23 protein-coding genes and 3 tRNA genes are annotated in these 23,945 nt (G+C 73.3%); 18 read left to right on the top strand and 8 right to left on the bottom strand.

Features of this window, described 5'->3' with window-relative positions:
* Positions 1 to 177: 177 nt before the first annotated feature.
* The 8 genes from AB0N27_RS11530 to AB0N27_RS11495 all read left to right on the top strand — a co-directional run bounded on the left by AB0N27_RS11530 (position 178) and on the right by AB0N27_RS11495 (position 6,722).
* Complete coding sequence (locus AB0N27_RS11530) at positions 178 to 1,227, top strand: MoxR family ATPase (protein ID WP_364367006.1); 1,050 nt, start codon at positions 178 to 180, stop codon at positions 1,225 to 1,227.
* A complete protein-coding gene (locus AB0N27_RS11525) occupies positions 1,224 to 2,231 on the top strand; it encodes a DUF58 domain-containing protein (protein ID WP_364367004.1) in 1,008 nt (335 codons plus the stop codon). The genes AB0N27_RS11530 and AB0N27_RS11525 overlap by 4 nt, the downstream gene beginning before the upstream one ends.
* The gene (locus tag AB0N27_RS11520; RefSeq protein ID WP_364367002.1) at positions 2,228 to 3,187 is read left to right on the top strand and encodes a VWA domain-containing protein; all 960 of its coding nucleotides are present in this window, start codon (positions 2,228 to 2,230) and stop codon (positions 3,185 to 3,187) included. Before AB0N27_RS11525 ends, AB0N27_RS11520 begins: the two co-directional genes overlap by 4 nt.
* A gap of 38 nt (positions 3,188 to 3,225) precedes the next feature.
* Positions 3,226 to 4,086, top strand: coding sequence for a trypsin-like peptidase domain-containing protein (locus AB0N27_RS11515; protein WP_364367000.1), 861 nt, complete (start codon positions 3,226 to 3,228; stop codon positions 4,084 to 4,086).
* A 99-nt stretch (positions 4,087 to 4,185) separates the two neighbouring features.
* Positions 4,186 to 4,482 carry a hypothetical protein gene (locus tag AB0N27_RS11510; RefSeq protein WP_364366997.1) on the top strand — a complete coding sequence of 99 codons (297 nt, stop codon included), beginning with the start codon at positions 4,186 to 4,188 and terminating at the stop codon, positions 4,480 to 4,482.
* A 34-nt stretch (positions 4,483 to 4,516) separates the two neighbouring features.
* Positions 4,517 to 4,942 carry an alternative ribosome rescue aminoacyl-tRNA hydrolase ArfB gene (gene arfB, locus AB0N27_RS11505; protein WP_364366994.1) on the top strand — a complete coding sequence of 142 codons (426 nt, stop codon included), beginning with the start codon at positions 4,517 to 4,519 and terminating at the stop codon, positions 4,940 to 4,942.
* A 111-nt stretch (positions 4,943 to 5,053) separates the two neighbouring features.
* Positions 5,054 to 6,052 carry an aldo/keto reductase gene (locus AB0N27_RS11500; RefSeq protein WP_364366991.1) on the top strand — a complete coding sequence of 333 codons (999 nt, stop codon included), beginning with the start codon at positions 5,054 to 5,056 and terminating at the stop codon, positions 6,050 to 6,052.
* 73 nt (positions 6,053 to 6,125) lie between these two features.
* Positions 6,126 to 6,722 carry a TetR family transcriptional regulator gene (locus AB0N27_RS11495; RefSeq protein WP_364366989.1) on the top strand — a complete coding sequence of 199 codons (597 nt, stop codon included), beginning with the start codon at positions 6,126 to 6,128 and terminating at the stop codon, positions 6,720 to 6,722.
* 15 nt (positions 6,723 to 6,737) lie between these two features.
* Here AB0N27_RS11495 and AB0N27_RS11490 read toward each other — a convergent pair whose 3' ends face one another.
* Both AB0N27_RS11490 and AB0N27_RS11485 read right to left on the bottom strand, forming a co-directional pair.
* Complete coding sequence (locus tag AB0N27_RS11490) at positions 6,738 to 7,604, bottom strand: 3-methyladenine DNA glycosylase (RefSeq protein WP_364366986.1); 867 nt, start codon at positions 7,602 to 7,604, stop codon at positions 6,738 to 6,740.
* Positions 7,605 to 7,638: 34 nt separating this feature from the next.
* Positions 7,639 to 8,988, bottom strand: coding sequence for a hypothetical protein (locus AB0N27_RS11485; protein WP_364366983.1), 1,350 nt, complete (start codon positions 8,986 to 8,988; stop codon positions 7,639 to 7,641).
* A gap of 174 nt (positions 8,989 to 9,162) precedes the next feature.
* On the opposite strand from AB0N27_RS11485, the gene AB0N27_RS11480 reads away from it, so the two are divergent.
* The 4 genes from AB0N27_RS11480 (at position 9,163) to AB0N27_RS11465 (ending at position 10,579) form a co-directional block, all read left to right on the top strand.
* A complete protein-coding gene (locus tag AB0N27_RS11480; RefSeq protein WP_203177396.1) occupies positions 9,163 to 9,966 on the top strand; it encodes a fumarylacetoacetate hydrolase family protein in 804 nt (267 codons plus the stop codon).
* A gap of 108 nt (positions 9,967 to 10,074) precedes the next feature.
* Positions 10,075 to 10,146 (top strand) — tRNA-Gln (locus AB0N27_RS11475).
* 135 nt (positions 10,147 to 10,281) lie between these two features.
* Positions 10,282 to 10,354: transfer RNA gene (locus tag AB0N27_RS11470), tRNA-Glu, on the top strand.
* A 152-nt stretch (positions 10,355 to 10,506) separates the two neighbouring features.
* Positions 10,507 to 10,579 (top strand) — tRNA-Glu (locus AB0N27_RS11465).
* A gap of 152 nt (positions 10,580 to 10,731) precedes the next feature.
* On the opposite strand, the gene AB0N27_RS11460 is transcribed toward AB0N27_RS11465, so the two are convergent.
* Positions 10,732 to 11,418, bottom strand: a complete 687-nt coding sequence (locus tag AB0N27_RS11460; protein ID WP_110562481.1) for an IclR family transcriptional regulator — start codon at positions 11,416 to 11,418, stop codon at positions 10,732 to 10,734.
* A gap of 49 nt (positions 11,419 to 11,467) precedes the next feature.
* Here AB0N27_RS11460 and leuC point away from each other — a divergent pair, with 49 nt between their 5' ends.
* The 4 genes from leuC (at position 11,468) to AB0N27_RS11440 (ending at position 16,369) form a co-directional block, all read left to right on the top strand.
* Complete coding sequence (gene leuC, locus AB0N27_RS11455) at positions 11,468 to 12,913, top strand: 3-isopropylmalate dehydratase large subunit (RefSeq protein WP_364366979.1); 1,446 nt, start codon at positions 11,468 to 11,470, stop codon at positions 12,911 to 12,913.
* A 12-nt stretch (positions 12,914 to 12,925) separates the two neighbouring features.
* Entirely contained in the window at positions 12,926 to 13,513 is a 588-nt protein-coding gene (leuD, locus tag AB0N27_RS11450) for a 3-isopropylmalate dehydratase small subunit (RefSeq protein ID WP_364366976.1), read from the top strand.
* 172 nt (positions 13,514 to 13,685) lie between these two features.
* Positions 13,686 to 14,336 carry an HU family DNA-binding protein gene (locus AB0N27_RS11445; protein WP_364366973.1) on the top strand — a complete coding sequence of 217 codons (651 nt, stop codon included), beginning with the start codon at positions 13,686 to 13,688 and terminating at the stop codon, positions 14,334 to 14,336.
* A 140-nt stretch (positions 14,337 to 14,476) separates the two neighbouring features.
* Positions 14,477 to 16,369: an endonuclease/exonuclease/phosphatase family protein gene (locus AB0N27_RS11440; RefSeq protein ID WP_364366970.1), complete on the top strand. Its 1,893-nt coding sequence runs from the start codon at positions 14,477 to 14,479 to the stop codon at positions 16,367 to 16,369.
* 6 nt (positions 16,370 to 16,375) lie between these two features.
* Here the strand turns inward: AB0N27_RS11440 and AB0N27_RS11435 are convergent, their stop codons facing one another.
* Genes AB0N27_RS11435 through cofC form a run of 5 tightly spaced genes read right to left on the bottom strand, consistent with a single transcriptional unit; the run spans position 16,376 to position 22,075 of the window.
* A complete protein-coding gene (locus tag AB0N27_RS11435) occupies positions 16,376 to 17,254 on the bottom strand; it encodes an NUDIX hydrolase (protein WP_364366968.1) in 879 nt (292 codons plus the stop codon).
* A complete protein-coding gene (locus tag AB0N27_RS11430) occupies positions 17,242 to 18,771 on the bottom strand; it encodes a CYTH and CHAD domain-containing protein (RefSeq protein ID WP_364366965.1) in 1,530 nt (509 codons plus the stop codon). The genes AB0N27_RS11435 and AB0N27_RS11430 overlap by 13 nt, the downstream gene beginning before the upstream one ends.
* A 24-nt stretch (positions 18,772 to 18,795) precedes the next feature.
* Entirely contained in the window at positions 18,796 to 21,153 is a 2,358-nt protein-coding gene (locus AB0N27_RS11425; protein WP_364366962.1) for an RNA degradosome polyphosphate kinase, read from the bottom strand.
* Between the two features lie 54 nt (positions 21,154 to 21,207).
* Positions 21,208 to 21,405: a cold-shock protein gene (locus AB0N27_RS11420; protein WP_139585579.1), complete on the bottom strand. Its 198-nt coding sequence runs from the start codon at positions 21,403 to 21,405 to the stop codon at positions 21,208 to 21,210.
* Between the two features lie 22 nt (positions 21,406 to 21,427).
* Positions 21,428 to 22,075 (bottom strand): 2-phospho-L-lactate guanylyltransferase, encoded by a 648-nt coding sequence (cofC, locus tag AB0N27_RS11415; protein WP_364366959.1) that lies wholly within the window; start codon positions 22,073 to 22,075, stop codon positions 21,428 to 21,430.
* Between the two features lie 126 nt (positions 22,076 to 22,201).
* On the opposite strand from cofC, the gene AB0N27_RS11410 reads away from it, so the two are divergent.
* Positions 22,202 to 22,936, top strand: a complete 735-nt coding sequence (locus tag AB0N27_RS11410) for a lysophospholipid acyltransferase family protein (RefSeq protein ID WP_364366956.1) — start codon at positions 22,202 to 22,204, stop codon at positions 22,934 to 22,936.
* The gene (locus tag AB0N27_RS11405) at positions 22,933 to 23,940 is read left to right on the top strand and encodes an NAD(P)H-dependent glycerol-3-phosphate dehydrogenase (RefSeq protein WP_364366953.1); all 1,008 of its coding nucleotides are present in this window, start codon (positions 22,933 to 22,935) and stop codon (positions 23,938 to 23,940) included. Before AB0N27_RS11410 ends, AB0N27_RS11405 begins: the two co-directional genes overlap by 4 nt.
* Positions 23,941 to 23,945 lie beyond the last annotated feature (5 nt).

The raw sequence follows: 23,945 nt of genomic DNA, 5'->3' as shown, positions 1-23,945 counted from the left end.
GGCATATCGCCAGTTGCTCGTGCCGGCCGAGCCCACTTGCGACCCGTCTGCCCCCGCTGACCGACTCGTGCCGCTCGTACCCCGTCCGGGCGGCTCATCCCCGTCCGGGCCGCAACGGGCCCGTCCGGCGCTCACAATCCGACGTTTGCCGGCCCCCCGCCACGGGAAGCAAGCACCGTGACGGACATCTCGGACACCCTGGCCAGCATGCCCAGCCCGGTCGATCCAGAGCCGACCGGCGTCGAGCTGGAACAGACCCTCTTCGAGGTCAAACGCGTGATCGTCGGGCAGGATCGGCTCGTCGAACGACTGCTCACCGCACTTGTCGCCAACGGGCACTGCCTCCTGGAGGGGGTTCCCGGCGTGGCCAAGACGCTTGCCGCGCAGACTCTCGCCACAGTGGTCGGCGGCACCTTCTCGCGGATCCAGTTCACGCCGGACCTGGTCCCCTCCGACATCGTCGGTACCCGGATCTACCGGGCCTCCAAGGAGACCTTCGACATCGAGCTGGGCCCGATCATGGCGAACCTGGTGCTCGCCGACGAGATCAACCGCGCCCCGGCAAAGGTCCAGTCGGCGCTGCTGGAGGCCATGGCCGAGCGGCAGGTCTCCATCGGCGGGCGCAGCTGGCCGGTCCCTGCCCCGTTCCTGGTGCTGGCCACCCAGAACCCGATCGAGTCCGAGGGGGTCTACCAGCTCCCCGAGGCGCAGCGCGACAGGTTCCTGATGAAGGTGGTCGTCGACTATCCCAGCGACGCCGACGAGCTGGCGATCCTCTACCGGATGAGCACCGACCGGCCGACCCCGCGCCGGGTGCTCGACGCGCAGCGGCTGCGTGACCTCCAGGCCCAGGCGGAACGGGTGTTCGTCCACCACGCCCTGGCCGAGTACGTGGTCCGGCTCATCCTCGCCACCCGTGACCCGGGGCGCTTCGGCCTGGCGGAGATCGCACCGATGCTTGCGTACGGCGCCAGCCCCCGGGCCACCCTCGGCCTGGTCGCGGCCGCCCGGGCGCAGGCGCTGCTGCGGGGACGGGAGTACGTGCTGCCCGAGGACATCCGTGAGTTGGCCGTGGACGTGCTCGCCCACCGGCTGGTGCTCTCCTTCGACGCGGTGGCCGACGGGGTGTCGGCCGAGAGTGTGGTCCGGCGACTGGTGGAGGCCGTCCCACCGCCCCGGCTCGCCCACGGCCACCCGCAGCAGGCTCCCGACCTGGCGGCGGCATGAGACGCGCGGCTGTCGCGTCGGCCGACCCGGGGTTGGTGGAGCTGGCACCGGACCAGCGGCTGCGCCGCCTGGAAATGACTGTCACCCGCCGGCTGAACGGTCTCCTGCACGGCCAGTACCGTGGCCTGCTGCCCGGCCCGGGCAGCGAACCCGCCGGCAGCCGGGAGTACCGGCCGGGTGAGGACGAGGTCCGCCGGATGGACTGGGCGGTGACCGCCCGGACCACGGTGCCGCACGTACGGCAGGTCGACGCCGATCGGGAGCTGACCACCTGGCTCCTTGTCGATGCCAGCGCCAGCATGGAGTTCGGCACCGCCGAGCTGGACAAGCGCGAGCTGGCCGTGGCGGCGGTCGCCGCGATCGGTTTCCTGACCGCAGGTGTCGGCAACCGCCTCGGCGCGCAGGTGCTGGGCGCCGACGGGGTGCGCCGGTTCCCGGCCCGCAGCGGGCGTACCCATCTGCTCGGTCTGCTGCGCGCGCTGCTCGCCGCCCCGCGTGCCACCGCGCCCACCGACCGGTCGGCGCGGGGGCCGTCGACGCCACCGGAGCTGGTGGACGGGCTCGACGCGCTGCACCGGGTCGCCAACCGGCGGGGCCTGGTCGTGGTGGTCTCGGACTTCCTCGACGGTCTGCCCGACGATCCCGCCGAGCAGCCGCCCTGGGAACGGACCCTGCGCCGGCTCACCGCCCGGCACCAGGTGCTGGCGATCGAGGTGACCGACCCGCGCGAGCTGGAGCTTCCCGACGTCGGCATCATCACGCTCGTCGATCCGGAGACCGGCCGCCACCGCGAGGTGTGCACATCGGATCGTGGGCTGCGCGAGCGGTACGCGGCGGCGGCCGAGGCCCAGCGTGACCAGGTACGCCAGGCGCTGCGCCGCAGCGGGGCCAGCCACCTGGCGCTGCGGACCGACAGGGACTGGAGCGCCGACATCGTCCGGCACGTGCACACCCAACGTCGGCTGGCCGCGGCGCCCGCCGGGACCCGGGGAGGCGCCGCGTGATCTGGCAGTCGCCGCTGCGGCTCTGGCTGCTGCTCGGCGTTCTCGCCCTGGTCGTCGCGTACCTGGTCATGCAGCGGCGGCGCAGCCGGTACGCGGTCCGCTTCACCAACCTGCGGCTGTTGGACCGGGTGGCGCCGCAACGACCGGCCTGGCGCCGGCACGTACCGGCGGGCCTGTTCCTGGCCATGCTGGCGCTGCTCGTTGTCGGTTTCGCGCGACCCACAGCCGAGGTCCGGGTGCCCCGGGAACGGGCCACGGTGATGGTGGCCGTCGACGTGTCCACGTCCATGCTCGCCACCGACGTGGATCCGGACCGGCTGGCGGCGGCCAAGCAGGCGGCCCGCCGCTTCGTCGAGGGGCTGCCCGACGAGTTCAACGTGGGCCTCGTCGCGTTCGCCGGCAGCGCCGCCGTCCTGGTGCCTCCGGGCACCGACCGGGGAGCCCTGGACGAGGGGATCGGCCGGCTCGCCGAGGGGGTCACCGGTGTGCAGGGCACCGCGATCGGCGAGGCCATCAACACCTCGCTCGGCGCGGTCAAGGGGCTGGACAGCCAGGCGGCGAAGGAACCACCCCCGGCCCGGATCATCCTGCTCTCGGACGGGGCCAACACGTCAGGGATGGACCCGATGGAGGCGGCCGCGGACGCGGTGGCGGCGAAGGTGCCGGTGCACGCGATCTCCTTCGGCACCCCGTCCGGGTTCGTGGACCGGGGCGGCCGGCCCATCCAGGTGCCCGTCGACGGGCAGACCCTGCGGGCCGTCGCCGACGAGACCGGCGGGATGTTCCACGAGGCCAGCACCTCCGACGAGCTGCGGGCCGTCTACGACGACATCGGCAGCTCGGTCGGCTACCGCACCGAGCGGCAGGACGTCTCGGCGCGGTTCATCGGCCTCGGACTGGTGTTCGCGATGGGAGCCGCCGCCGGCTCGATGCGCTGGTTCTCCCGCCTGCCCTGACCGCCGCGCACAACCGACGTCGACCGTGAGGAGTACGCATGGCAGTGCAGACCGGACTGGGCGAACCGCGCGGTCCCTGGTTCATCTCGCCGGAACTCGACAGGGACGGGCGCGGGTGGTGGGACGCGCCGGGGAACGGTCGGGACCCGGGCGGGCGGCGACCACGCCGCCTCCTCGCCGTCCTGGCGGTGGTGGCGCTGTCCACCGTCTCGGGTGCGGTGGCCGGCGGCGTGGTCGCCGGCCGGGACGGCGGTGCGGGTCCGGCCGCCGCGTCCGCGGCCCCGGTGCCGGCGGAGCTCGTGACCGCCGCCGAGCGGACCGTGCCCGGGGTGGTGTCGGTGCTCGCCGGTGGTGGGAACGGCGCCTCCGCGACGGGTTCCGGATTCGCCGTGGACGACCAGCAGCACCTGATCACCAACGACCACATCCTGGCCAAGGGGGGTGGCGGGCCGGTGACGGTGGAGCTGCCCGACGGTCGCCGGTTCGCCGCCGAGGTCGTCGGCCGGGAGCCGCGCAGCGACCTGGCGGTGCTGAAGGTGCCGCCGTCGGCCGGGCTCACCCCGTTGCCGCTGGCCAAGCCGGGCGCGACCCGCGTCGGTGAGCCGGTGCTGGCGGTGGGTTCGCCGCTCGGCCTGTCCGGAACGGTCACCGCCGGCATCGTCAGCGCGTTGGACCGCGAGGTGCGGCTGGGCAACAACCGGCACAGTGCCGTGCAGACCGACGCGTCAATCAACCCCGGCAACTCCGGTGGCCCGTTGGTGAACGCCCGGGGGGAGGTGGTCGGGGTGAACACCGCGATCGCCACCATCGACGGCAACGGCTCGATCGGCATCGGGTTCGCCATTCCGATCGAGCAGGTGCAGCAGACCGCCGACACGATCATCGGGAAGGGCGGCTGAGCTGCCCGGACGCCCGGTGGGGCGGGTGCGACTGTCGGATATCCGGCCCGAAGGGATCGGGCCATGGAAATATCACGCTCGGTATGGATACTGGCGGAGGTGGAGAGTCCCCTTCTTGCGGTCCTCCTGCTGGTGGGCCTGGCAATCGGATGTGCGGTGGGGTCGGCGTACGCCCGGGCGCGACGCGGGTGGGCCGATTACCAGACGGTGAAGAAGACGGTGCCCACGGCTCGCCGTGGCGCCTGGTTGCTGATCCGTGGCGTCGCCGTGAAGGCGGCGGTGATCGGGCTGCTGCTCTTCGGCGCCGTGGCGTACGCCGCCGTCGGCTCCGACGACGAGACAGCCGGCCCGGCGCCCAGCCCGTCGTCGACGCAGAGTGAACCCGCGCACCGCTGACCTTTGGCGGCGCGTCGGGGGTTAGCCTCGGGGCGTGGACGATGGGCTGCGGGTGACCGACAGGTGGGTCGTCCCCGCCGGGGAGCTGCGGGAGCGCTTCTCCCGTTCGTCCGGGCCGGGTGGGCAGGGTGTGAACACCGCCGACTCCCGGGTGGAGCTCAGCTACGACGTGGCCAATTCCCCCTCCGTGCCCGACTGGATCCGGTCCCGGGTGCTGGACCGCCTCGCCAACCGGCTGGTCGACGGCGTTCTGACGATCGCGGCAAGCGAGCACCGGGCGCAGCTCGCCAACCGGGAGGCGGCCCGCGACCGGATGGTGGCGCTGCTGCGGGAGGCTGCCGCGCCCCCGCCGCCGCCCCGCCGGGCGACCCGCCCGTCCCGGGGCGCCAAGGAGCGCCGGCTGGCCGAGAAGAAGCGGCAGTCCCAGCGCAAACGCGACCGCCGCGTGGACGGCGAGTAGGTCGAATCGTCTCTGCGACGGGGTGACAGGCGTCTCATCGGTGACAGAATCTGGAATCTGTCATCCGGATGTTGTACGTTGAGGACGTCACCCAGGCGAGAGGAACGACCCATGGACACCCGCACCCTCGGCACGACAGGCCCCACCGTCTCCGCCCTCGGGCTCGGCCTGATGGGCATGTCCGACCTCTACGGCGCCGCCGACGAGGCCGAGAGCATCGCCACCATCCACGCCGCCCTGGACGCCGGCATCACCCTGCTGGACACCGGCGACTTCTACGGCATGGGCCACAACGAGATGCTGCTGCGCGACGCGCTGCGCGGCCGCAACCGCGACAACGCCGTGATCAGCGTGAAGTTCGGCGCTCTGCGCGACGTCGACGGCGGCTGGAACGGCAGCGACCTCCGACCCGTCGCGATCAAGAACTTCCTGGCCTACACCCTGCGCCGGCTCGGCACCGACCACGTCGACATCTACCGTCCCGCCCGGCTCTCCCCGGACGTCCCCGTCGAGGAGGTGGTGGGCACCCTGGCCGAGCTGGTCAAGGCCGGCCACGTCCGGCACATCGGCCTGTCCGAGGTGAGCGCGCAGACGCTGCGCCGGGCCCACGCCGTGCACCCGATCAGCGACCTCCAGATCGAGTACTCGCTGATCTCCCGCGACCCGGAGGCCGAGATCCTGCCGACCGCCCGCGAGCTGGGCGTCGGGGTCACCGCGTACGGAGTGCTGTCCCGCGGCCTGATCAGTGGTCACTGGACGGCCGGCCGGCAGACCACCGGCACCGACTTCCGCAGCCACCTGCCCCGGTTCGCCGGCGCGAACCTGGACCGCAACCTCGCCCTGGTGGACGCGCTGCGCGTCATCGCCGAGGCGCGCGACGTCACAGTGGCGCAGATCGCCATCGCCTGGGTGCTCGCCCGGGGCGAGAACATCGTGCCGCTGATCGGCGCCCGCCGCCGGGAGCGGCTCACCGAGGCGCTTGGCGCCGCGACGGTCACCCTCACCGACGCGGACCTGGCCGCCATCGAAGCCGCCGTCCCCGCCGGTGCGGCGGCCGGCAGCCGGTACGACGAGGCGCAGATGGCGTTCCTGGACAGCGAGCGCGCATGACCGCCCGGCCGTGGCGCGACCGCCGGCCGGGGGCCGCGCCACGGCCGGCCACGCCGTCAGGGAGGCTGGACCGATGAGCGACGCCACCGCCCTGACCGCCGACCGCATCCTCGACACCGCCGAGGAGGTGCTGCGCCGGTACGGGCTGGCCAAGGCCACAGTCCTGGACGTGGCCCGTGCGCTGAGCGTCAGCCACGGCAGTGTCTACCGGCACTTCGCCAGTAAGGCGGCGCTGCGCGAGGCGGTCGCCGAACGCTGGCTGGCCCGTGTCTCCACGCCACTCATCGAGGTGGCCACCGACACCGAGCCAGCCCCGCAGCGGCTGCGCCGGTGGCTGGCCGAGCTGAGCGGCACCAAACGCCGCATGGCCCGGGAGGATCCGGAGCTGTTCGACAACTTCCACCAGCTCGCCACCCTCTCCGAGGGCGCCGTCGCGAACCACCTGGAGGTGCTCGCCGGTCAGCTCGCCATCATCGTCGCGGACGGGGTGGCTGCCGGCGACTTCAGCGTGCCCGACGCCGCAGTGGCCGGGCGGGCGCTGCTCCAGGCCACAGCCCGTTTCCACCACCCGTCCCACCGGGCCGAGTGGAGCGAACCGGGCCTCGACGACGACCTGGAGGCCGTTGTCGCGCTGCTCCTCAACGGGCTGCGTACCCGCCCGACCGGCTGAGCGACGCCCTCCCGGTCAGGCCGGTACGGCGGCGAGCAGCCGGTCGCGCAGCACCGCCGCCCGCTCGGCGAACCCGCGCTGCGCCACCGCGTACTCCGCGCGACCCTCAGGGGTCTCCACGGGCACCGGTGGACAACCGAGCGCCGCCAGGTCGTACGGGCTGGCCCGCATGTCCAGCGTACGGATGTCCCGGGCCAGCTCGAAGCAGTCCGCGACCAGCTCGGACGGCACCAGCGGCGACATCTTGTACGCCCACTTGTACAGATCCATGTTGGCGTGCAGACAGCCCGGCTGCTCGTGCGCGTGCTGCGTCTCCCGGGTCGGGGTGAGGACGTTCAACGGCCGGGCCGGCGGGGTGAAGAAGCGGTACGCGTCGAAGTGGCTGCACCGCACACCCCGCTCCTCGACAACGGCGGCCGTCCGCTCCGGGGTCAGCCGCAACGGCCACGCGTTGTGCCGCAGTTCCTCGTGGGTCTGCCGGTAGACCATCGCCCACTCGTGCATCCCGAAGCAGCCGAAGTGCGGTGCCCGCCCGGCGGTGGCCGTCAGCAGCGAGCGGATCCAGGCGATCGACTCGCCGCGCCGCGCGCGTACCCCGTCGGTGTCGAGGGTGACCCCGGCGGCGGTGGCGCGGTAGTCCCTGCCGAACTCGGCCGGGTCGGCGCCCCGCAGCTCGACCCCCGCGCCGGGGTGCCAGCGACGCAGCTGGGCCGGGCGGTGCGAGTAGTAGGTGAACAGGAAGTCGGCCACCGGATGCCGCTCACCCCGCCGGCGCCGGGCCAGGTGCGGGGAGAGCCACACGTCGACCCGCTCCTCGTGTGCCTGGCGGCGGGCCTGCCAGGCCGCCACGTCGAGCACGGCGGGGGCGAGGGCTGCGGTCACGGACCCCAGGGTACGACCGCCGCCCGCCCGCCGGTCAGGGCATGTCCACCCGGACGCCTGCGGAGAACACCCCGCTGCGCAGCTCCAGCTGCCGGGGCGGCTCCCGCCCGTCGACGGTGAAGACCAGCGGCAGCACCACCCTGCTGCCGGCGGCCACCGGAGCGGCGAAGACGTCCCGACCCAGGTTCGCCGACCGGGTGGCCGGCTCGTCGATGCTGACCCAGCGCCCGCCCGGCAGGTACGCCCGTTGCAGCTGGCCGTGCCAGGGCTGCTGGTCGCCGGTGAGGTTGCGCACCCCCACGGTGGCCTGGCAGCGCCGCCCGGAGGCCGGAGCCGCGCCGCCGCCGTCGGTCGACCCGGCGGCGCCGGGCGATCCGCAGGTCATCCGGTACACGGTGAACTCGAACGCCGACTCCCGCAGCGGCACACCCATCGGCCCGGAGACGCCCGTGCCCCGCCACGCGCCGCTTGTCGGCTGCTTCTGGGTGTCGATCGCCGCCACCCGTCGGGTCGCCGTCCAGCCCGCCGTGCCGACCACACCTGCCAGCACGGCCACCGCCGCACCGACAAGCAACCAGACCGGAGGGGTACGCCGCCGCCTCGGCGCGCTCGGGGCGGCCGGACGCGGGTAGATCGTTCCGCGTCCGCCGTCGGGTCCGGCGCCGCTGGCCAGCGCGGCGGCGGTCACCCTGCGCCGCCCGCGCCGCCGACGCCACAGCCAGACCCCGCCGGCGGCGAGCAGCAGCAGGACGGCCAGCCCGGCGAGCAGCACCGGGTACCGCCGCCAGGCCGGGGCCTCGGTGACCTCGGCCGGCGTCGCCGCGCCCTGCCAGGTGGCGGTGGCGCAGTCGTACGGGCGGCTGCCGTCGCTGGTGAACGCGCATGCCGGTGCGGTGAGCGCCTGACCGGGCGCGGTGGCGGTGAGCGCGGTGCCCAGGGTCGTGGTGCTGTGCGCGGGCAGCCGCAAACGCCAGGTCACCTCGTTCGTGGAACCCCCCACGCCTGTGGATCGACCGCCCGCGGTGATCGCGGTGGCCGACGCGCCGGGCGGCAGCCCCTGGCGGACCGTGGTCTCGATGGGCGAGCTGCCCACGTTGCGGACCTGGATCCGGTAGCGCGGCGCCGGACTGCTCTCCGGGGCCACCGCCACGGTGACCGGCTGCGGAAGCCTCGCCGCCGGTGTCGGCGACGGCGGGGCCACCGCCGGCGGCGCCGAGGGCGGGGTGGGCTCCGCGCTCGCCCGTGCGGCCACCGCCGTCGGTGGCCGGGGCGCGGCTGCCGCCTCCTGCGGTGCCGCCGACGGCAGGGCCGGCACGGCGGCGAGGATGCCGAGGCAGTGCACGAACACTGCGAGGGCTCTGTGGTGTCGTGTCGATGCAGGCATACGAACGAACCTCCGGAGCCGACGCTAGGGGCCTGTCGCCTCCGTGCGGGTACGAAGTGCGGAAGTCCGCCCCCGTCACCAGCGCCTCGGGTAGGGTGCCGCGCGCTGACAGCTTGCGCACACCCACCGGCCCGTACTGGCCGGTGGACGGGTCCGCGGGGCTAGATTGGCCGGGTGCGTATCGCTCGTTTCGCTCATGCCAAGGGAATGTCGTTCGGGGCCGTCGAAGGCGAGCCGGAGGCCGGGCCGCAGGGCCTGACCATCGCCGAGATCGAGGGTCACCCGTTCGGCAAACTCTCCTTCAGCGGGGCCCGGTGGGCCCTCTCCGACGTCCGACTGCTCTCGCCGATCCTGCCCAGCAAGGTGGTCTGCGTGGGTCGCAACTACGCCGACCACGCCGCCGAACTCGGCAACGACGTGCCCAAGGAGCCGTTGCTCTTCCTCAAGCCGTCCACCTCGGTGATCGGCCCCCGGGACGCCATCAGGCTGCCGATCTTTTCCAAGCAGGTCGAGCACGAGGCCGAGCTGGCGGTGGTGATCGGTGCTCCCGGCGCGCGCCGGGCCGACCGGGCCGCCGCCGAACGCGCCATCTTCGGCTACACCTGCGCCAACGACGTCACAGCACGGGACCTGCAGCGCTCGGACGGGCAGTGGACCCGGGCCAAGGGCTTCGACTCGTTCTGCCCGATCGGCCCGTGGATCACCACCGGCCTGGACGTCTCCGACCTGGAGATCCGGTGTGAGGTGGGCCGCAATCCGGACGAGATGGAGGTACGCCAGCTCGGCCGGACGAAGGACATGGTCTTCGACGTACCGGGGCTGGTGTCGTACATCTCGCACGTGATGACGCTGCTGCCCGGCGACGTGGTGCTCACCGGCACGCCGGCGGGGGTTAGCCCTCTCGTTGAGGGGGATACCGTCGCCGTGCGGATCGAGGGCATCGGCGAGCTCAGCAACCCGGTGGTCCCTGTCGCCTGATCCGCAAGTTGCCCCTGTTTCCGCAGCTCACAGGCGGTTCGGGGGGATCGGATTTGGCCTGCCGGCACCGGGAGGGTAAAGTTCACTCCCGGCGCCGCAAGGGGCCAATGGGGTATGGGGTAATTGGCAGCCCGACTGATTCTGGTTCAGTTAGTCTAGGTTCGAGTCCTGGTACCCCAGCGCAGTCGGAATTCGCGAGAATTCCGGACGCTGGATTCTGACGGAGTTCCGCTCCGCCCCTGAGGGGGCGGAGCGTGGCCTCTGGTAGAGTGCAGCTCCTCCGCCCGCGAGGGTGGGGGAGCGAGAAGTGGTTCTGGCCCCGTCGTCTAGCGGCCCAGGACGCCGCCCTCTCAAGGCGGTAGCGCCGGTTCGAATCCGGTCGGGGCTACATTGTGCACAGCCCGTCTCACCTGGTGAGGCGGGCTGTTTCGTGTCCGCCGTAGGCCCGCCGGGCGGCCCCCACCCCGTGCTCGCCCCCGGTGATGGTGCCGCTAGACTACTGCCGCACCGCCCGCGAGGGCGGTGAACGGAAGAAGTTCTGGCCCCGTCGTCTAGCGGCCCAGGACGCCGCCCTCTCAAGGCGGTAGCGCCGGTTCGAATCCGGTCGGGGCTACAACGAAAAAGGCTCACCTCGCTGCGCGAGGTGAGCCTTTTTCCGTACCCCATCGCGTTGATCATGAAGTTGTTGTCACGACACGCCGCCGTCGAGGGCAACAACTTCATGATCAACGCGCCGAGGGGTGGGTGGGGGGTGGGGGGGTGGGGTCAGAGGCCGGAGAGGCGTTGGCCGGCTCGGACCACCGCCATGGCATGGCGTTCGCCGGGGCGACGGCCGAGGCGCTCGATGGGGCCGGAGATGCTCACCGAGGCGATCACCCTCCCGGTGCGGTCGCGGATCGGGGCGGAGACGCTCGCCACACCGGCCTCCCGTTCCGCGACGCTCTGGGCCCAGCCCCGGCGGCGTACCTCGGCCAGGGTGCGGCCGGTGAACTTGCTGCGCGGCAGCAGGGGCATGACCGCCTCCGGGGGCTCCCAGGCGAGCAGGATCTGGGCCGCCGAGCCGGCGGTCATCGGCAGCACCGAGCCGACCGGGACGGTGTCCCGCAGGCCGCTGGCCCGCTCCGCGGCGGCCACGCAGATGCGCTCGTCCGCGCGGCGCAGATACAGCTGGGCGCTCTCCCCGGTGGCGTCGCGCAGCGCGGCCAGCAGCGGCTCGGCGGCGGTCAGCAGGACGTCCGGGGCGGCGTTGGCCAGCTCGCCGAGCCGGGGGCCGGGGCGCCAGCGGCCCTGGGTGTCCCGGACCAGCATCCGGTGGATCTCCAGCGCCTGCGCCAGCCGGTGCGCGGTGGCCCGGGGCAGCTTCGTACGGTCAACAAGTTCGGCAAGGCTGGCGCCGTCGACACAGGCGGCCAGGATGACCACCGCCTTGTCGAGAACGCCGACACCGCTCATACTGTGTCCCACAAGCCGAAACTTACCTCCCAGAATTTAGGATGTCCAGATGGTGGGAGTCACTCCTGAGCCGAGGACCCTGGCCGAGAAGGTCTGGGACGCGCACGTCGTACGGTCCGCCGCTGGTGAGCCGGACCTGCTCTTCATCGACCTGCACCTGCTGCACGAGGTGACCAGCCCGCAGGCGTTCGACGGGCTCCGGCTCGCCGGGCGCCGGGTGCGCCGTACCGACCTGACGCTCGCGACCGAGGACCACAACACCCCGACCGGGTACGCCGATCCGGCGTTCCGGTCCCGCCGTGGTGACCTGCTCACCATCGCGGACCCCACGTCGCGGACGCAGATCGAGACGCTGCGCCGCAACTGCGCCGAGTTCGGCGTGCGACTGCACCCCCTCGGCGACGACAACCAGGGCATCGTGCACGTCATCGGCCCGCAGCTCGGGCTCACCCAGCCGGGCATGACGATCGTCTGCGGCGACTCGCACACCGCCACCCACGGCGCGTTCGGTGCGCTCGCCTTCGGCATCGGCACCAGCGAGGTGGAGCACGTGCTGGCCACCCAGACGCTGCCGCAGAGCCGGCCGAAGACGATGGCCGTCAACGTCACAGGTCAACTCGCTCCCGGCGTCACCGCCAAGGACCTGGTGCTCGCGCTGATCGCGCAGGTCGGCACCGGTGGCGGTCGCGGGCACATCGTCGAGTACCGCGGCGAGGCGATCCGGGCCCTCTCCATGGAGGGGCGGATGACGATCGCCAACATGTCCATCGAGTGGGGCGCCAAGGCCGGCATGATCGCGCCGGACGAGACCACCTTCGCGTACCTCAAGGGTCGGCCGAACGCGCCGCAGGGCGCGGACTGGGACGCGGCGCTGGCCTGGTGGCGGACGCTGCCCACCGACGAGGGCGCGCGCTTCGACGCCGAGGTGACCCTGGACGCGAGCCGGGTCACGCCGTTCGTCACCTGGGGCACCAACCCCGGGCAGGGCTCGCCGCTGAGCGCGCCGGTGCCCGACCCGGAGGAGTTCACCACCGACTCGGAGCGCACCGCGGCCCGCCGGGCGTTGGAGTACATGGACCTGCGCCCCGGCACCCCGCTGCGGGAGCTGCCGATCGACGTGGTCTTCGTGGGCTCCTGCACCAACGGCCGCCTGGAGGACCTGCGGGCCGCCGCCGACGTGCTGCGCGGCCATCGGGTCGCCGACGGGGTCCGGATGCTCGTGGTGCCCGGCTCGGCCGCCGTCCGCGAGGCCGCCGAGGCCGAGGGGCTGGACAAGGTCTTCGCCGACGCCGGGGCCGAGTGGCGGTTCGCCGGCTGCTCGATGTGCCTGGGCATGAACCCCGACACGCTCAAGCCCGGCGAGCGCTCCGCGTCCACCTCCAACCGCAACTTCGAGGGCCGGCAGGGCCGGGGCGGGCGTACGCACCTGGTCTCCCCGCCGGTCGCCGCCGCCACCGCAGTGGTCGGTCGGCTGGCCGCCCCCGCCGACCTGTAGAAGGGACTTGAGATGGACAAGTTCACCACCCACACCGGTACGGCAGTGCCGCTGCGGCGATCCAACGTGGACACCGACCAGATCATCCCGGCCGTGTACCTCAAGCGGGTGACGCGGACCGGTTTCGCTGACGGGCTGTTCAGCGCATGGCGGGAAGACCCCGCATTCGTGCTCAACGATGAATCCTATTCCGGGGCGTCGATCCTCATCGCCGGGCCGGAGTTCGGCACCGGATCTTCTCGGGAGCACGCCGTCTGGGCGCTGCGGGACTGGGGCTTCCGCGCGGTCGTGGCCCCCCGCTTCGGCGACATCTTCCGGGGCAACGCCCTCAAGGAGGGGCTGTTGCCGGTCGAGTTGGAATTGAAAGCCGTCGAAGAATTGTGGGACCTTGTCGAGGCCGACCCGACCACCCAGGTGACCGTCGACCTGACCGCCCGCCAGCTCCGCGCGGCTGACGCGAACTGGTCGTTCCCGCTTGACGACTTCAGTCGCTGGCGCCTGCTGGAGGGTCTGGACGACATTGGACTCACCCTCCGCAACGCGGCCGACATCGACTCGTACGAGGCGCGTCGACTGCCGTTCCTGCCCTCTGTGGCATAGCCGTACGTCCTCCCGCACAGCCGATTTCGCCCCCACCGGTCCAACCGGTGGGGGCGAATCCGTTACGACACAAGGGCTTTTTTCCACCGAATGTTTGTGTCCCGGCAGCACAGGGCATACCGTGCGCGCAGAATGGCTCGCGTCGAGTCAGTTGCACAATCGGGAGGAAGTCGTGAACAAGGCCGAGCTCATCGAGGCGCTCGCCGTTCGCCTGGGGGACCGGAAGATGGCGACGGCCGCGCTCGACGCGGTCCTCACCGAGGTCCAGGCGGCGGTCACCAAGGGCGAGAAGGTGGCGATCACCGGATTCGGAGCATTCGAAAAGCGTGTGCGTGGCGCGCGAACAGCGCGCAACCCGCGTACCGGCGAGGCGGTGAAGGTCAAGAAGACCTCCGTGCCGACCTTCCGCCCCGGCGCCGGGTTCAAGGAGATGGTGGCCAGCGGCAAGGTGCCGAAGGCCACGGCAGCGGTGAAGAAGACCGCCGCCGCGACGACGGCGAAGACCGCCGGCGCCAAGGCGACGGGCACCAAGGCCACCGCCGCCAAGGCGGCCAGCAAGAAGACCGCCCCGGCCAAGGCGAGCAAGACCGCGGCGGCGACCAAGACCGCCGCCAGCAAGAAGACCGCCCCGGCCAAGGCGAGCAAGAGCACCACGGCGACCAAGACGGCCGCCAGCAAGAAGACCACGGCGGCGAAGAAGACCACCGCGGCCACCAAGTCCAGCGCGGCGAAGAAGACCACCGCGTCGGCCAGCAAGAGCACGGCGGCCAAGAAGGCGCCCGCGAAGAAGGCTCCGGCCAAGAAGGCGGCCAGCAAGCGCTGACCGACCCTGCCGAAAGGGCGTCCACCCGTGTGGTGGGCGCCCTTTCGGCGTACGGTCCGCCGTTGACCGGGCCGTCGGGTACGCGCAGAATCGCCGTGCCGGCCCCCTCCGCCGGCCCGCCGACGGGAAATGGGGCGCCGGTGCGCTACCGCCAATTCGCCACCGCGTCGCTCGCGCTCGGCGTTCTCCTGCTCATCGACGTGCTGCGGGTGTGGCTGCCCGGCATCATCACCATCTTCGGCCAGGCCGCGTCCACCCCTGCCGAGCTGATGGGCGCCTTCGCCCTCGGCTGGTTCGTCCTGGCGCTGGCCGCGCCGGCCGTCGTCCGCCGCCTGGGCGCCCGACCGGTCACCGTCGCCGCAGCCGTCGCGCTTGCCGGCACCCGCCTCGCGCTCACCGCCACCCCCGGCGGGCGTACGCAGCTCTGGGTGGCCACCGCCGGCCTGCTCGCCGGGCTGGTGTGGCTGGTAGGCGTCGCCGCCGGCACGGACCGCCCGGTGCCGGGTCTGTCGCTGGGCCTGGCCGTCAACGCGGCCGTCCACGCGGTGCTCGACACCTACGACCTCGTCTGGCGCGGCGACTGGGTGGCGTGGCTGCTCAGCGCCGTGGCGGTGACGCTGTTCCTGCTCGGCACGACGCGGCCCACCCCGCCGGCGGGCCCCCGAGGGGCGCGGGCCTGGCTGTTGGCCGGGCCGGCGCTGCTGCTGGCCGGAATGGTGGCTCTCGCGCCGGCGCTCACCCAGACCGGGATGTCGTACCTGGCCGGTGGGGACGGGGTGGCCCGTTCTCCGCTGTTCGGGATGGCCCCGGTGCCGGTCGCGGTCGCCGTGTTCCTCCTCGCGGCGCTGACCGCGCCACCCCGCCGGTGGGGTCGGCTGCTCGGCCCGGTGGCGTTGCTGGCCGGCGCGGTGCTCTTCGCCCTCGACCGGGGCGACCTGCTTCTCGTGGCGGTAGGTCTCGCGGCCGGCGGTCTCGGCGCCTGCCTGGCCCTGACCGACGACGCCGGTCGGGACGACAGCAGCGCCGACGCCGACGACGCGCGGTCGGCGGCCCGCCGGGGGTACGCGGCGGCCGCCGGGATGCTCGTCTTCGTCCTCGGGGCGGTCGGCTACTACTCCGCCTACGACCTCGGCTACCCCAACGCGGCGGTGCCGGTGGTGGTCGCCGGACTGGTCGCCGTGGTGGCGTTCGCCGCCCGCCCCAGCACACCCCGGGTCGCGGGGCCGTTCCCGGCGCTGCGGACCACGTCGGTGGTCACCGCGGTCGCCCTGCTGGCCCCCGTGCTCGCCGACGAACTCCCGGTGGCCAGCAACCGGGACGGCCCGCCGCAGCGGCTGACAGTTGTGGCGTACAACATCAGGATGGGCTTCGGGCTGGACGGCCGGTTCGACCTGGCCGGCCTCGCCGGCGCCATCGAGCGGCAGCGGCCCGACGTCGTACTGCTCAGCGAGGTGGACCGGGCGTGGCTGCTCAACGGCGGCCACGACACCCTGGACCTGCTGTCCGACCGGCTCGGCATGCCGTACGTCTTCGGGCCGGCCGCCGACCCCGTCTGGGGCGACGCGGTGCTCAGCAGGTGGCCGGTGACCGACCCGCGGACCCTGCCACTGCCGGCCGTCGGCGCACCCACCGGGGCGCAGGCCCTCGCCGTCACCCTGGACCTCGGCGACGGCGTGCGTACCGCCGTGGTCAGCACCCACCTGCAACCGCCGCCGGATGAAGGGCCTGTGGTCCAGGCCCGCGCGGTGGCCGACTTCGCCACCGGGTACGCGGCCGGCCGTCCCCTGGTGGTGGCGGGTGACCTGAACACCGAGCCGGGCGACGAGGCGTTCGGGCAGTTCACGGCCGCCGGCCTGGTGGACGCGTTGAGCAGCGCCCGACCGCTTGCCACCAGCCCCGCCGACGATCCGCGGCAACAGATCGACCACGTCTTCGTCTCGCCCGGCCTGACCGCCTCCGCGCCTGTCGCGCCGCGCGGCACTGCCAGCGACCACCTGCCGGTCGCGGTGACCCTCACCCTGCCGCCCCGCTGACCGGCGCTACAGGCGGTCGGTGGCGAGCAGCCCGTCGGCGGTGAACGCGAGCAGCCACCCGCCGCCCTTGGGCGTCGTGAAGTCCTCGTCGGCACGGCCGGACAACCGCTCCAACGCCCCCGGCAGCACCTTGCCCTGGCTGCACACCGCCACCTGCCCGCCGGCCTGGGCCAGCTCCAGCACCCGGGCGGCGGTGGCGAGCACCTGTTCGTCGCCCTGCTGGCCCGGCTGGGGCTCGTCCAGGTCGCCGCAGATCTCGATGGGCAGGTCGAGCAGCGCGGCGGCCGGGTCGAGGGTCTGCACGCAGCGGCGCGGCGACGCGGACACCAGCCGGCCCGGCCGGACCAGGACGATCAGGTCGGCCAGGGCGGACGCCTGGGCCCAGCCCTCCGCGTCCAGGGGGCGAGCCGTGTCCGGGCCGGTCCAGGTGGCGCGCTTTCCGGCGTGCGCGTGGCGGACCAGCGCGACGGTCGCGGTCACCTGCGGCAGCGCGGCGAACGCGCCGAGCACCTCGGCGTCGTGCGGATAGCTGACCAGCCGGATCGCCTCGTCCACGGCGAGCCACCGGATGTCGTCCACCTCGGTGCCCGGCTGGAAACCGCCGTTGGCGACCGCGAGCATGGACCAGTAGTCGACAAGCTTCGCCTGGCCCTCACTGCGGTAACGCACCGACGGCAGCCGCACCTGCGGTACGCCCCGCACATCGGCCTCCTCGGCCACCTCGCGGACCGCAGCGACCATCGGGTGCTCGCCCGGCTCCAGCTTGCCCTTGGGCAGTGTCCAGTCGCCGTAGCGGGGGCGGTGCACCACGCAGACCCGTACGCCGTCGTCGGACGGGCGCCAGGCCACCCCACCGGCCGCCCGGATGCCCGTCACGGCAGCCAACGGGTCCGCCGCCGCCGGGTCGCCCGGTGCCACGCGGCCGGGAACCGGGCCCGCATGAGGCGTACCGACTCCCGTTCCCGTTCGGCCAGCCGGCCGGCGGTGACCGCCACCTCGTGGTCGGCCGGCCGCTCGGCGGCCAGTTCCAGCCAGGTGTCCGCGGCCACGGCCGCGTCCTGGTGCTCGCCGAGCACGTCCTGCACGCCGGCCAGCGCGCGGGACAGCCGTCGCGCGGCCCTGTCGACAGCCGGGGCCACCGCGTTCACCGCGTACCGGGTCTGCTTGCCCTGCTTGCGGACGGCGTGCCAGCGCGCGTCCGGCGACGACGGGTCGAGCCCGTCGACGCCGTCCGGGCCGGTCAGCCGCCGCCACGGCCGGGCCACCAGTTTGGGCAGCGCCCGCGCCGCCGGGGTGGCCGCCCGGCGGGTGAGCCGGGGCGCGCGTGCGGCAAGCACCAGCGCGTCGACGAGGGCCAGGTAACGGGGGGAGCGCAGCGCCTCGTCGATCGCGGCGTGCGCCACCCGCTGCCGTGCGGCGAGCGCCTCGTCCAGCCGGTCCACCGCACCGGCGTCGAGCGGGCTGAGCGGGTCGGCGTCCGCGGTGCCGCGCAACCGCTCGCGCAGCACCTCGGCGTCCCGGGCCGCGCCGAGCACCCCGGCCAGCCAGTGCAGCTCGTCGCGCAGCGGACGGGACCAGCTCTTGCGGACCAGCGGTTGGAAGGTGCGCAGGTCGCTGCGCAGCCGCCGGCAGGCCACCCGCATCTGGTGCACTGCGGTGTCACCGGTGTCACCGGTGGCGGCGGGGGCGCGCAGCCGCACCAGCGGATCGTGCGTCAGCAGGCGGCGTACCTCCTTGCGGACCGCCTCGGTGACCACGTCGCCGGCGCTCGGGTCGTCCGGCAGCCTGGCCGGCGCGACCAGGTCCGGGTCGGCCTGCGCCGCCGGGCCCAGGGCGCGTACGTGCTTCGGGGTGAACGAACCGCCCCGCGCGCCGGCCTCGCGCAGCACCGAACCGGCCCGCTCCAGCAGCTCCCGGTCGCCGGACTTGAGTTCCACCTCCAGTTCGCGGAACGCGTCGGTGGCGGTGCCCGAGGCGTCCAGCACCCGCACCCGGTCGTCCACCACCTCGACGAGCACCGTGCCTGCCTCGTCGCACACCTCGTGGGCGTGCCGGACGGTGCGTACCACTGTCACCGGGGCCAGCGGCGCGCCCCGGTGCAGGGCGGTGACCAGCTCCACCAGCTCGGGCGGTGGTTGCCCCTTCGGGCCGGGGCGGGAGATCTCGTGCCGGACACCGGGGGTGCCGGTGGGCAGCTTCACCGTCCAGGGCAGCTCGTCGCCCTTGCGGTGCCGCAACGACGCGCCGGCCCGGGCCAGCCGCAGGTCGACCGTGTCGAGGTAGCGGGCCACGAGTGTCACAGGCGGCAGCGCCCGTACCCGGCCGCCGGCCGGGGCCACGGGGGACAGGTCCGGCAGCACGTAGGTGTCGTCCACCTCGTACTTCTGCTCCTCCTCCACCATCAGCTCAGCCTATGCCGCGATCGGTCAGCCGGCCGTGCCACCGACGCGGCGCAGCAACAGTTCCTGCAGATGCGTACCGGCCGTCTCGTCGCCGCCGGCACGCCTGGTCCAGGTGCCGTCGCCGGCCAGCTCGAACGCGTCCACGTCCGGGCCCATCGCGGCGGTCAGCACGTGGTCCAGCTCGGCCCGCGCCACCGGGTCGCTCACCTGCACCAGCGCCTCCACCCGGCGGTCCAGGTTGCGGTGCATGAGGTCCGCCGAACCCATCCAGAACTCGGCCTCGCCGTTGTTGCCGAACCGGAACACCCGCGAGTGCTCCAGGAACCGGCCCAGGATCGAGCGGACCCGGATGTTCTCCGACAGCCCCGGCACCCCCGGGCGCAGCGTGCACATGCCCCGGATCAGCAGGTCCACGTGCACGCCGGCCTGGGAGGCCCGGTACAGCGCGTCGGTCACGCCCTCGTCGACAAGCGAATTCACCTTGAACTGGACCAGCCCCGGCATGCCGAGGCGGACGTGCGCGATCTCCCGCTCGATGCGCTCGATGAGGCCGCTGCGGATGCCCTGCGGCGCGACCAGCAACCGCCGGTACGCGGTCTGCCGGCTGTACCCGGTGAGCACGTTGAACAGGTCGGTGAGGTCGGCGCCGATCTCCGGGTCGGCGGTGAGCATGCCGAAGTCCTCGTACAGCCGTGCGGTCTTCGGGTGGTAGTTGCCGGTGCCGATGTGGCAGTAGCGGCGGATCTGGTTGCCCTCCTGCCGGACCACGAGCGCGGTCTTGCAGTGCGTCTTGAGGCCCACCAGGCCGTACACGACGTGGCAGCCGGCGCGTTCCAGCGTGCGCGCCCAGCCGATGTTCGCCACCTCGTCGAAGCGGGCCTTCACCTCCACGAGCACCACCACCTGCTTGCCGGCGGCGGCCGCGTCGACGAGCGCGTCGACGATCGGCGAGTCACCGCTGGTGCGGTAGAGGGTCTGCTTGATGGCCAGCACGTTCGGGTCGGCGGCGGCCTGCTCGATGAAGCGCTGCACGCTCGTGGCGAACGAGTGGTACGGGTGGTGCACCAGGATGTCCCCGTCGCGCAGGGTGGAGAAGACGCTGCGCGGCACCTCGCCCTCGGTGAGTCGGGGATGGGTGGCCGGTACGAACGGCGGGTCCTTCAGATCGGGGCGGTCGGCCTCGCCGTACACCTGCCAGAGGGCGGAGAGGTCCAGCAGGCCGGGCACCCGCAGCACGTCCTGGTCGTCCATGTCCAGTTCGCGTACGAGCAGCTCCAACATGTGGTCGGAGATCGACGCGGCGACCTCCAGGCGCACCGGTGGGCCGAACCGCCGCCGGGCCAGCTCCCGCTCCAGGGCCTGGAGTAGGTCCTCGTCACGGTCCTCGTCGACCTCCACCTCGGCGTTGCGGGTGACCCGGAACAGGTGGCACTCGACGACCTGCATGCCGCTGAACAGCTGCCCCAGGTGCACCGATATCAGGTCCTCGACCGGCAGCATCCGGACGCCCGGCTGGTCCCGGTCCACGCGGACGAAACGGGGGACGTTGTTGGGCACCTTCACCCGGGCGAACAGCTCCGAGCCGCCGTCCGGGTCCCGTACCGCCACCGCCAGGTTCAGCGACCGCCCGGAGATGTACGGGAACGGGTGGGCCGGGTCGACAGCGAGGGGGGTCAGCACCGGGAAGATGTGCTCGCGGAAGTAGGTCCGCAGCCGCTCCCGCTCGGGGTCGCCCAGCTCGGCCCAGCGCAGGATGCGGATGCCCTCGTCGGCGAGCTTGGGCAGTACGTCGTCGACGAAGCAGGCGGCGTGCCGGGCCACCAGTTCGGCGGTCCGCTCGGCGATCAGCTCGAGTTGGGTCCGCAGCGGCAGCCGGTCCCCGCCGCGTACCGGCAGGCCGGCGGAGAGCCGCCGTTTCAAGCCGGCGATCCGCACCATGTAGAACTCGTCGAGGTTGCTGGCGAAGATGGCCAGGAACTTCGCCCGTTCCAGCAGGGGGGTGCGCTGGTCCTCGGCGAGGGTGAGCACGCGCGCGTTGAAGTCGAGCCAGGAGAGTTCCCGGTTGAGGAACCGGTCCTCGGGCAGCGGCGGGGCGGCCGGCACCTCGTGGTCCTCGTCGTCCTCGTCGACGCTCGGCGCGGCGGGCTGGACGACTCCACCGGCGGCCGGACCGTCGGTCTCGGTGGGGCCGACGGCGGGGTCGAGGACCTCGTCCAGTCCGGAGGAGGCGGCTCCCGGGTCGTCGCCGAGGGTGTCGGCGCGGGCGGCACCGGCCCGTTCGGCGCGGGACGGACGGAAACGGCCGTCGGCGCCACGGATGCGGGCGCCGTTGAGGGGTTCGGTGGCTGACGGGGTGGCCGGGTGCTCGCGAGGGGTGCTCACCCGCTCATAATCACCCGATTCGGGTTAACGCAAAATGAACTTGGGCTCGCCGGCTCAGATCATGGTCGGCAATGTCACCCGGACGACCTCGCCGTCGGGATCGGTGTCGATGCGCACCCGCTGGCCGAGCCGGAGCAGCCGCAGCCCGGAGGCGTCGAACGCCCGCGCGGGGAAGCGCAGCTCGGTGCCGTCGTCGAGCAGCAGGACGCCGCTGCGCGTCGCCGCGTCGTAGCTGGCCACCGTGCCTTGCATGCTGGCACCGTACACCCGTGGGTCAGCTCGCGGAGGCGGCCGGGCAGCCGGAGTCGAGCAGCGCGGCCGTGCCCGGCCCGAGCCCGAGTCGCGCGGCGGCCGCCAGGTCCGCCGCGGTGTCCACGTCGCGGCGCAGGCTGGGCCAGTCCCCGGTCAGCGGCAGCGCGCCGCTTGCCGCGTGCGCCGCTGCCGAGCCCACCCCGAAACGCGGGTCCAGCGCCACCCCTGGCGGCGCGGCGAGCAGCACGGTGCCGTCGCCTGGCGCGTCCGGCACGAACCGGCGTACCCCGTCTGGATCGGCCTGAGCCGCGAGCAGCGCGGCGGCCAGCTCGGCCGGGCGCAGCGCCGGCAGGTCGGCGGTGAGCCCGGCCACCCAGCCGGCGGGCCCGGCCGTCGCGCCGTGCCGGAACGCGGCGTTGAGCCCGGCGTCCGGCTCGTCGGGCAGCACCCGCGCGCCTGCCGCCCGGGCCACCGCCGCCACCCGGGCGTCGTCGGTGACCACCCGGGCCTCGGCGACCGCCGGGCAGGCCAGCACCGCGCGGAGCGTGTCGGCCGCCAGCGCCAGTGCCAGCTCCTCATGGGGTACGCCGGGAAGAGCGCCCCGCAGCCGGCTCTTGGCGGCGGTCAGACGCTTCACCGGCACCACCACTGCCCACCTCGGCTGACTCACGTCCGCAATCCTGCCAGCAGGACGGTGGGACCCTCACTGGCCGTACCGGGGGCGAGCAGGCATGATTTCCGCTGCGGGTGTCGCGGGCGGGGTTCGCGGCGGGGACGGGCGCGACGAGGAGGCACAGTGGCACGGCGGAGGCTGGGGTTCTGGCAACGGTTCGCCGTGGTGCTGGTGAAGCCGGTGATGCTCGTGTGGACCCGGCGTACCTGGCGTGGCCAGGAGCACCTCGGCCGGGACGGCGGCGTGATCATCGTGGCGAACCACATCTCGCACGCCGACCCGCTGGTCTCCGCGCACTTCATCTACGACTCCGGACGCTGGCCGCAGTACCTGGGCAAGGCAAGCGTGTTCCGGGTGCCGGTGATCGGCTGGATCCTGCACCGCTGCCTGCAGATCCCCGTCGAGCGCGGCAGCGTGGACGCGGTCCGCTCACTGGACAAGCTGGTCGCCGCGCTCGACCAGGGTGGCGCTGTGGTGATCTACCCCGAGGGCACCACCACCCGGCAGCCGGACCTGTGGCCGATGAAGGCCAAGACCGGGGCGGCCCGGCTGGCGCTGGCCACCGGCGCGCCAGTGGTGCCGCTGGTGATGTGGGGGCCGGAGCGGATCTTCGACCCGCGGACGGCCCGGTTGAACCCCCGACCCCGCATTCCGGTGACAGTGGTCGCCGGGGAACCGGTCGACCTGAGCCGGTGGGCGGACGCCCCGCCGACCCGGGAGACCCTGGAGGAGATGACGGACGCCATCATGCTGCGGTTGCGGGACATGCTCGCCGAGATCCGTGGCGGCACCCCGCCACCGCTGTGGGAACGGCCGGCCCGGCCGTCCGTCCGGCACCAGCAGGGCGAAGCCGCGTGAGCGGCCACGTCGCGGTGCTCGGCGCCGGCTCCTGGGGCACCGCGTTCGCCAAGATCCTCGCCGACGCCGGGCGGGACGTGACCGTGTGGGCCCGCCGCGCACCGGTGGCCGAGAGCATCCGCACCGAGCGCCGCAACCAGGAGTACCTGCCGGACCTGCTGCTGCCGGCCCGGGTCACCGGCACCGCCGACGCCGCCGAGGCGATCACCGGCGCCGAGCTGGTGGTGCTGGCCGTGCCCTCGCAGACCCTGCGCGGCAACCTCGCCGAGTGGGCCGGGTACCTGCACCCCGACTCGACCCTGGTGTCGCTGATGAAGGGCATCGAACTGGGCACCACGAAGCGGATGAGCGAGGTCATCGTGGAGACCGCGGGCGTGGCCGCGGACCGGGTGGTGGTCGTGTCCGGCCCGAACCTGGCCCCGGAGATCGCCGCCGAGCAGCCGGCCGCCACAGTCGTCGCAGGGACGAGCAGCCACCGCACGGTGCTCGTGCAGTCGTCGATCCGAACGCCCTACCTGCGCCCCTACACGAACGACGACGTGATCGGCTGCGAGCTGGGCGGTGCCGTCAAGAACGTGATCGCCCTGTCGTACGGCATCGCCACCGCGATGGGCTTCGGCGACAACACCAGGGCCATGCTGATGACCCGGGGGCTCGCCGAGACGGCCCGCCTGGGCGTGGCGCTGGGCGCCGACCCGATCACCTTCGCCGGCCTGGCCGGCATGGGTGACCTCGTCGCCTCCTGCTCGTCCCCGCTCGCCCGGAACCGCACCTTCGGCGAGCACCTGGGTCGGGGGGAGACGCTCGAGCAGGCCCAGGCCGCCACCCGGCAGACCGCCGAGGGCGTGAAGAGCTGCCTGGCGATCCGTGACCTGGCCCGGGCGCACGGTGTGGAGATGCCGATCACCGAGCAGGTCGAGCGGATCTGCCACGAGGGGATGGACCCCCGGCTGGCCGTGGACACGCTGATGAGCCGGACCGCCAAACCCGAGTCGTACGAATGAGGATC

It is taken from the genome of Micromonospora sp. NPDC093244 (genome assembly GCF_040683695.1).
Classification (GTDB): Bacteria; Actinomycetota; Actinomycetes; order Mycobacteriales; family Micromonosporaceae; genus Micromonospora.
This window is presented reverse-complemented; position numbering and strand designations above follow the sequence as displayed.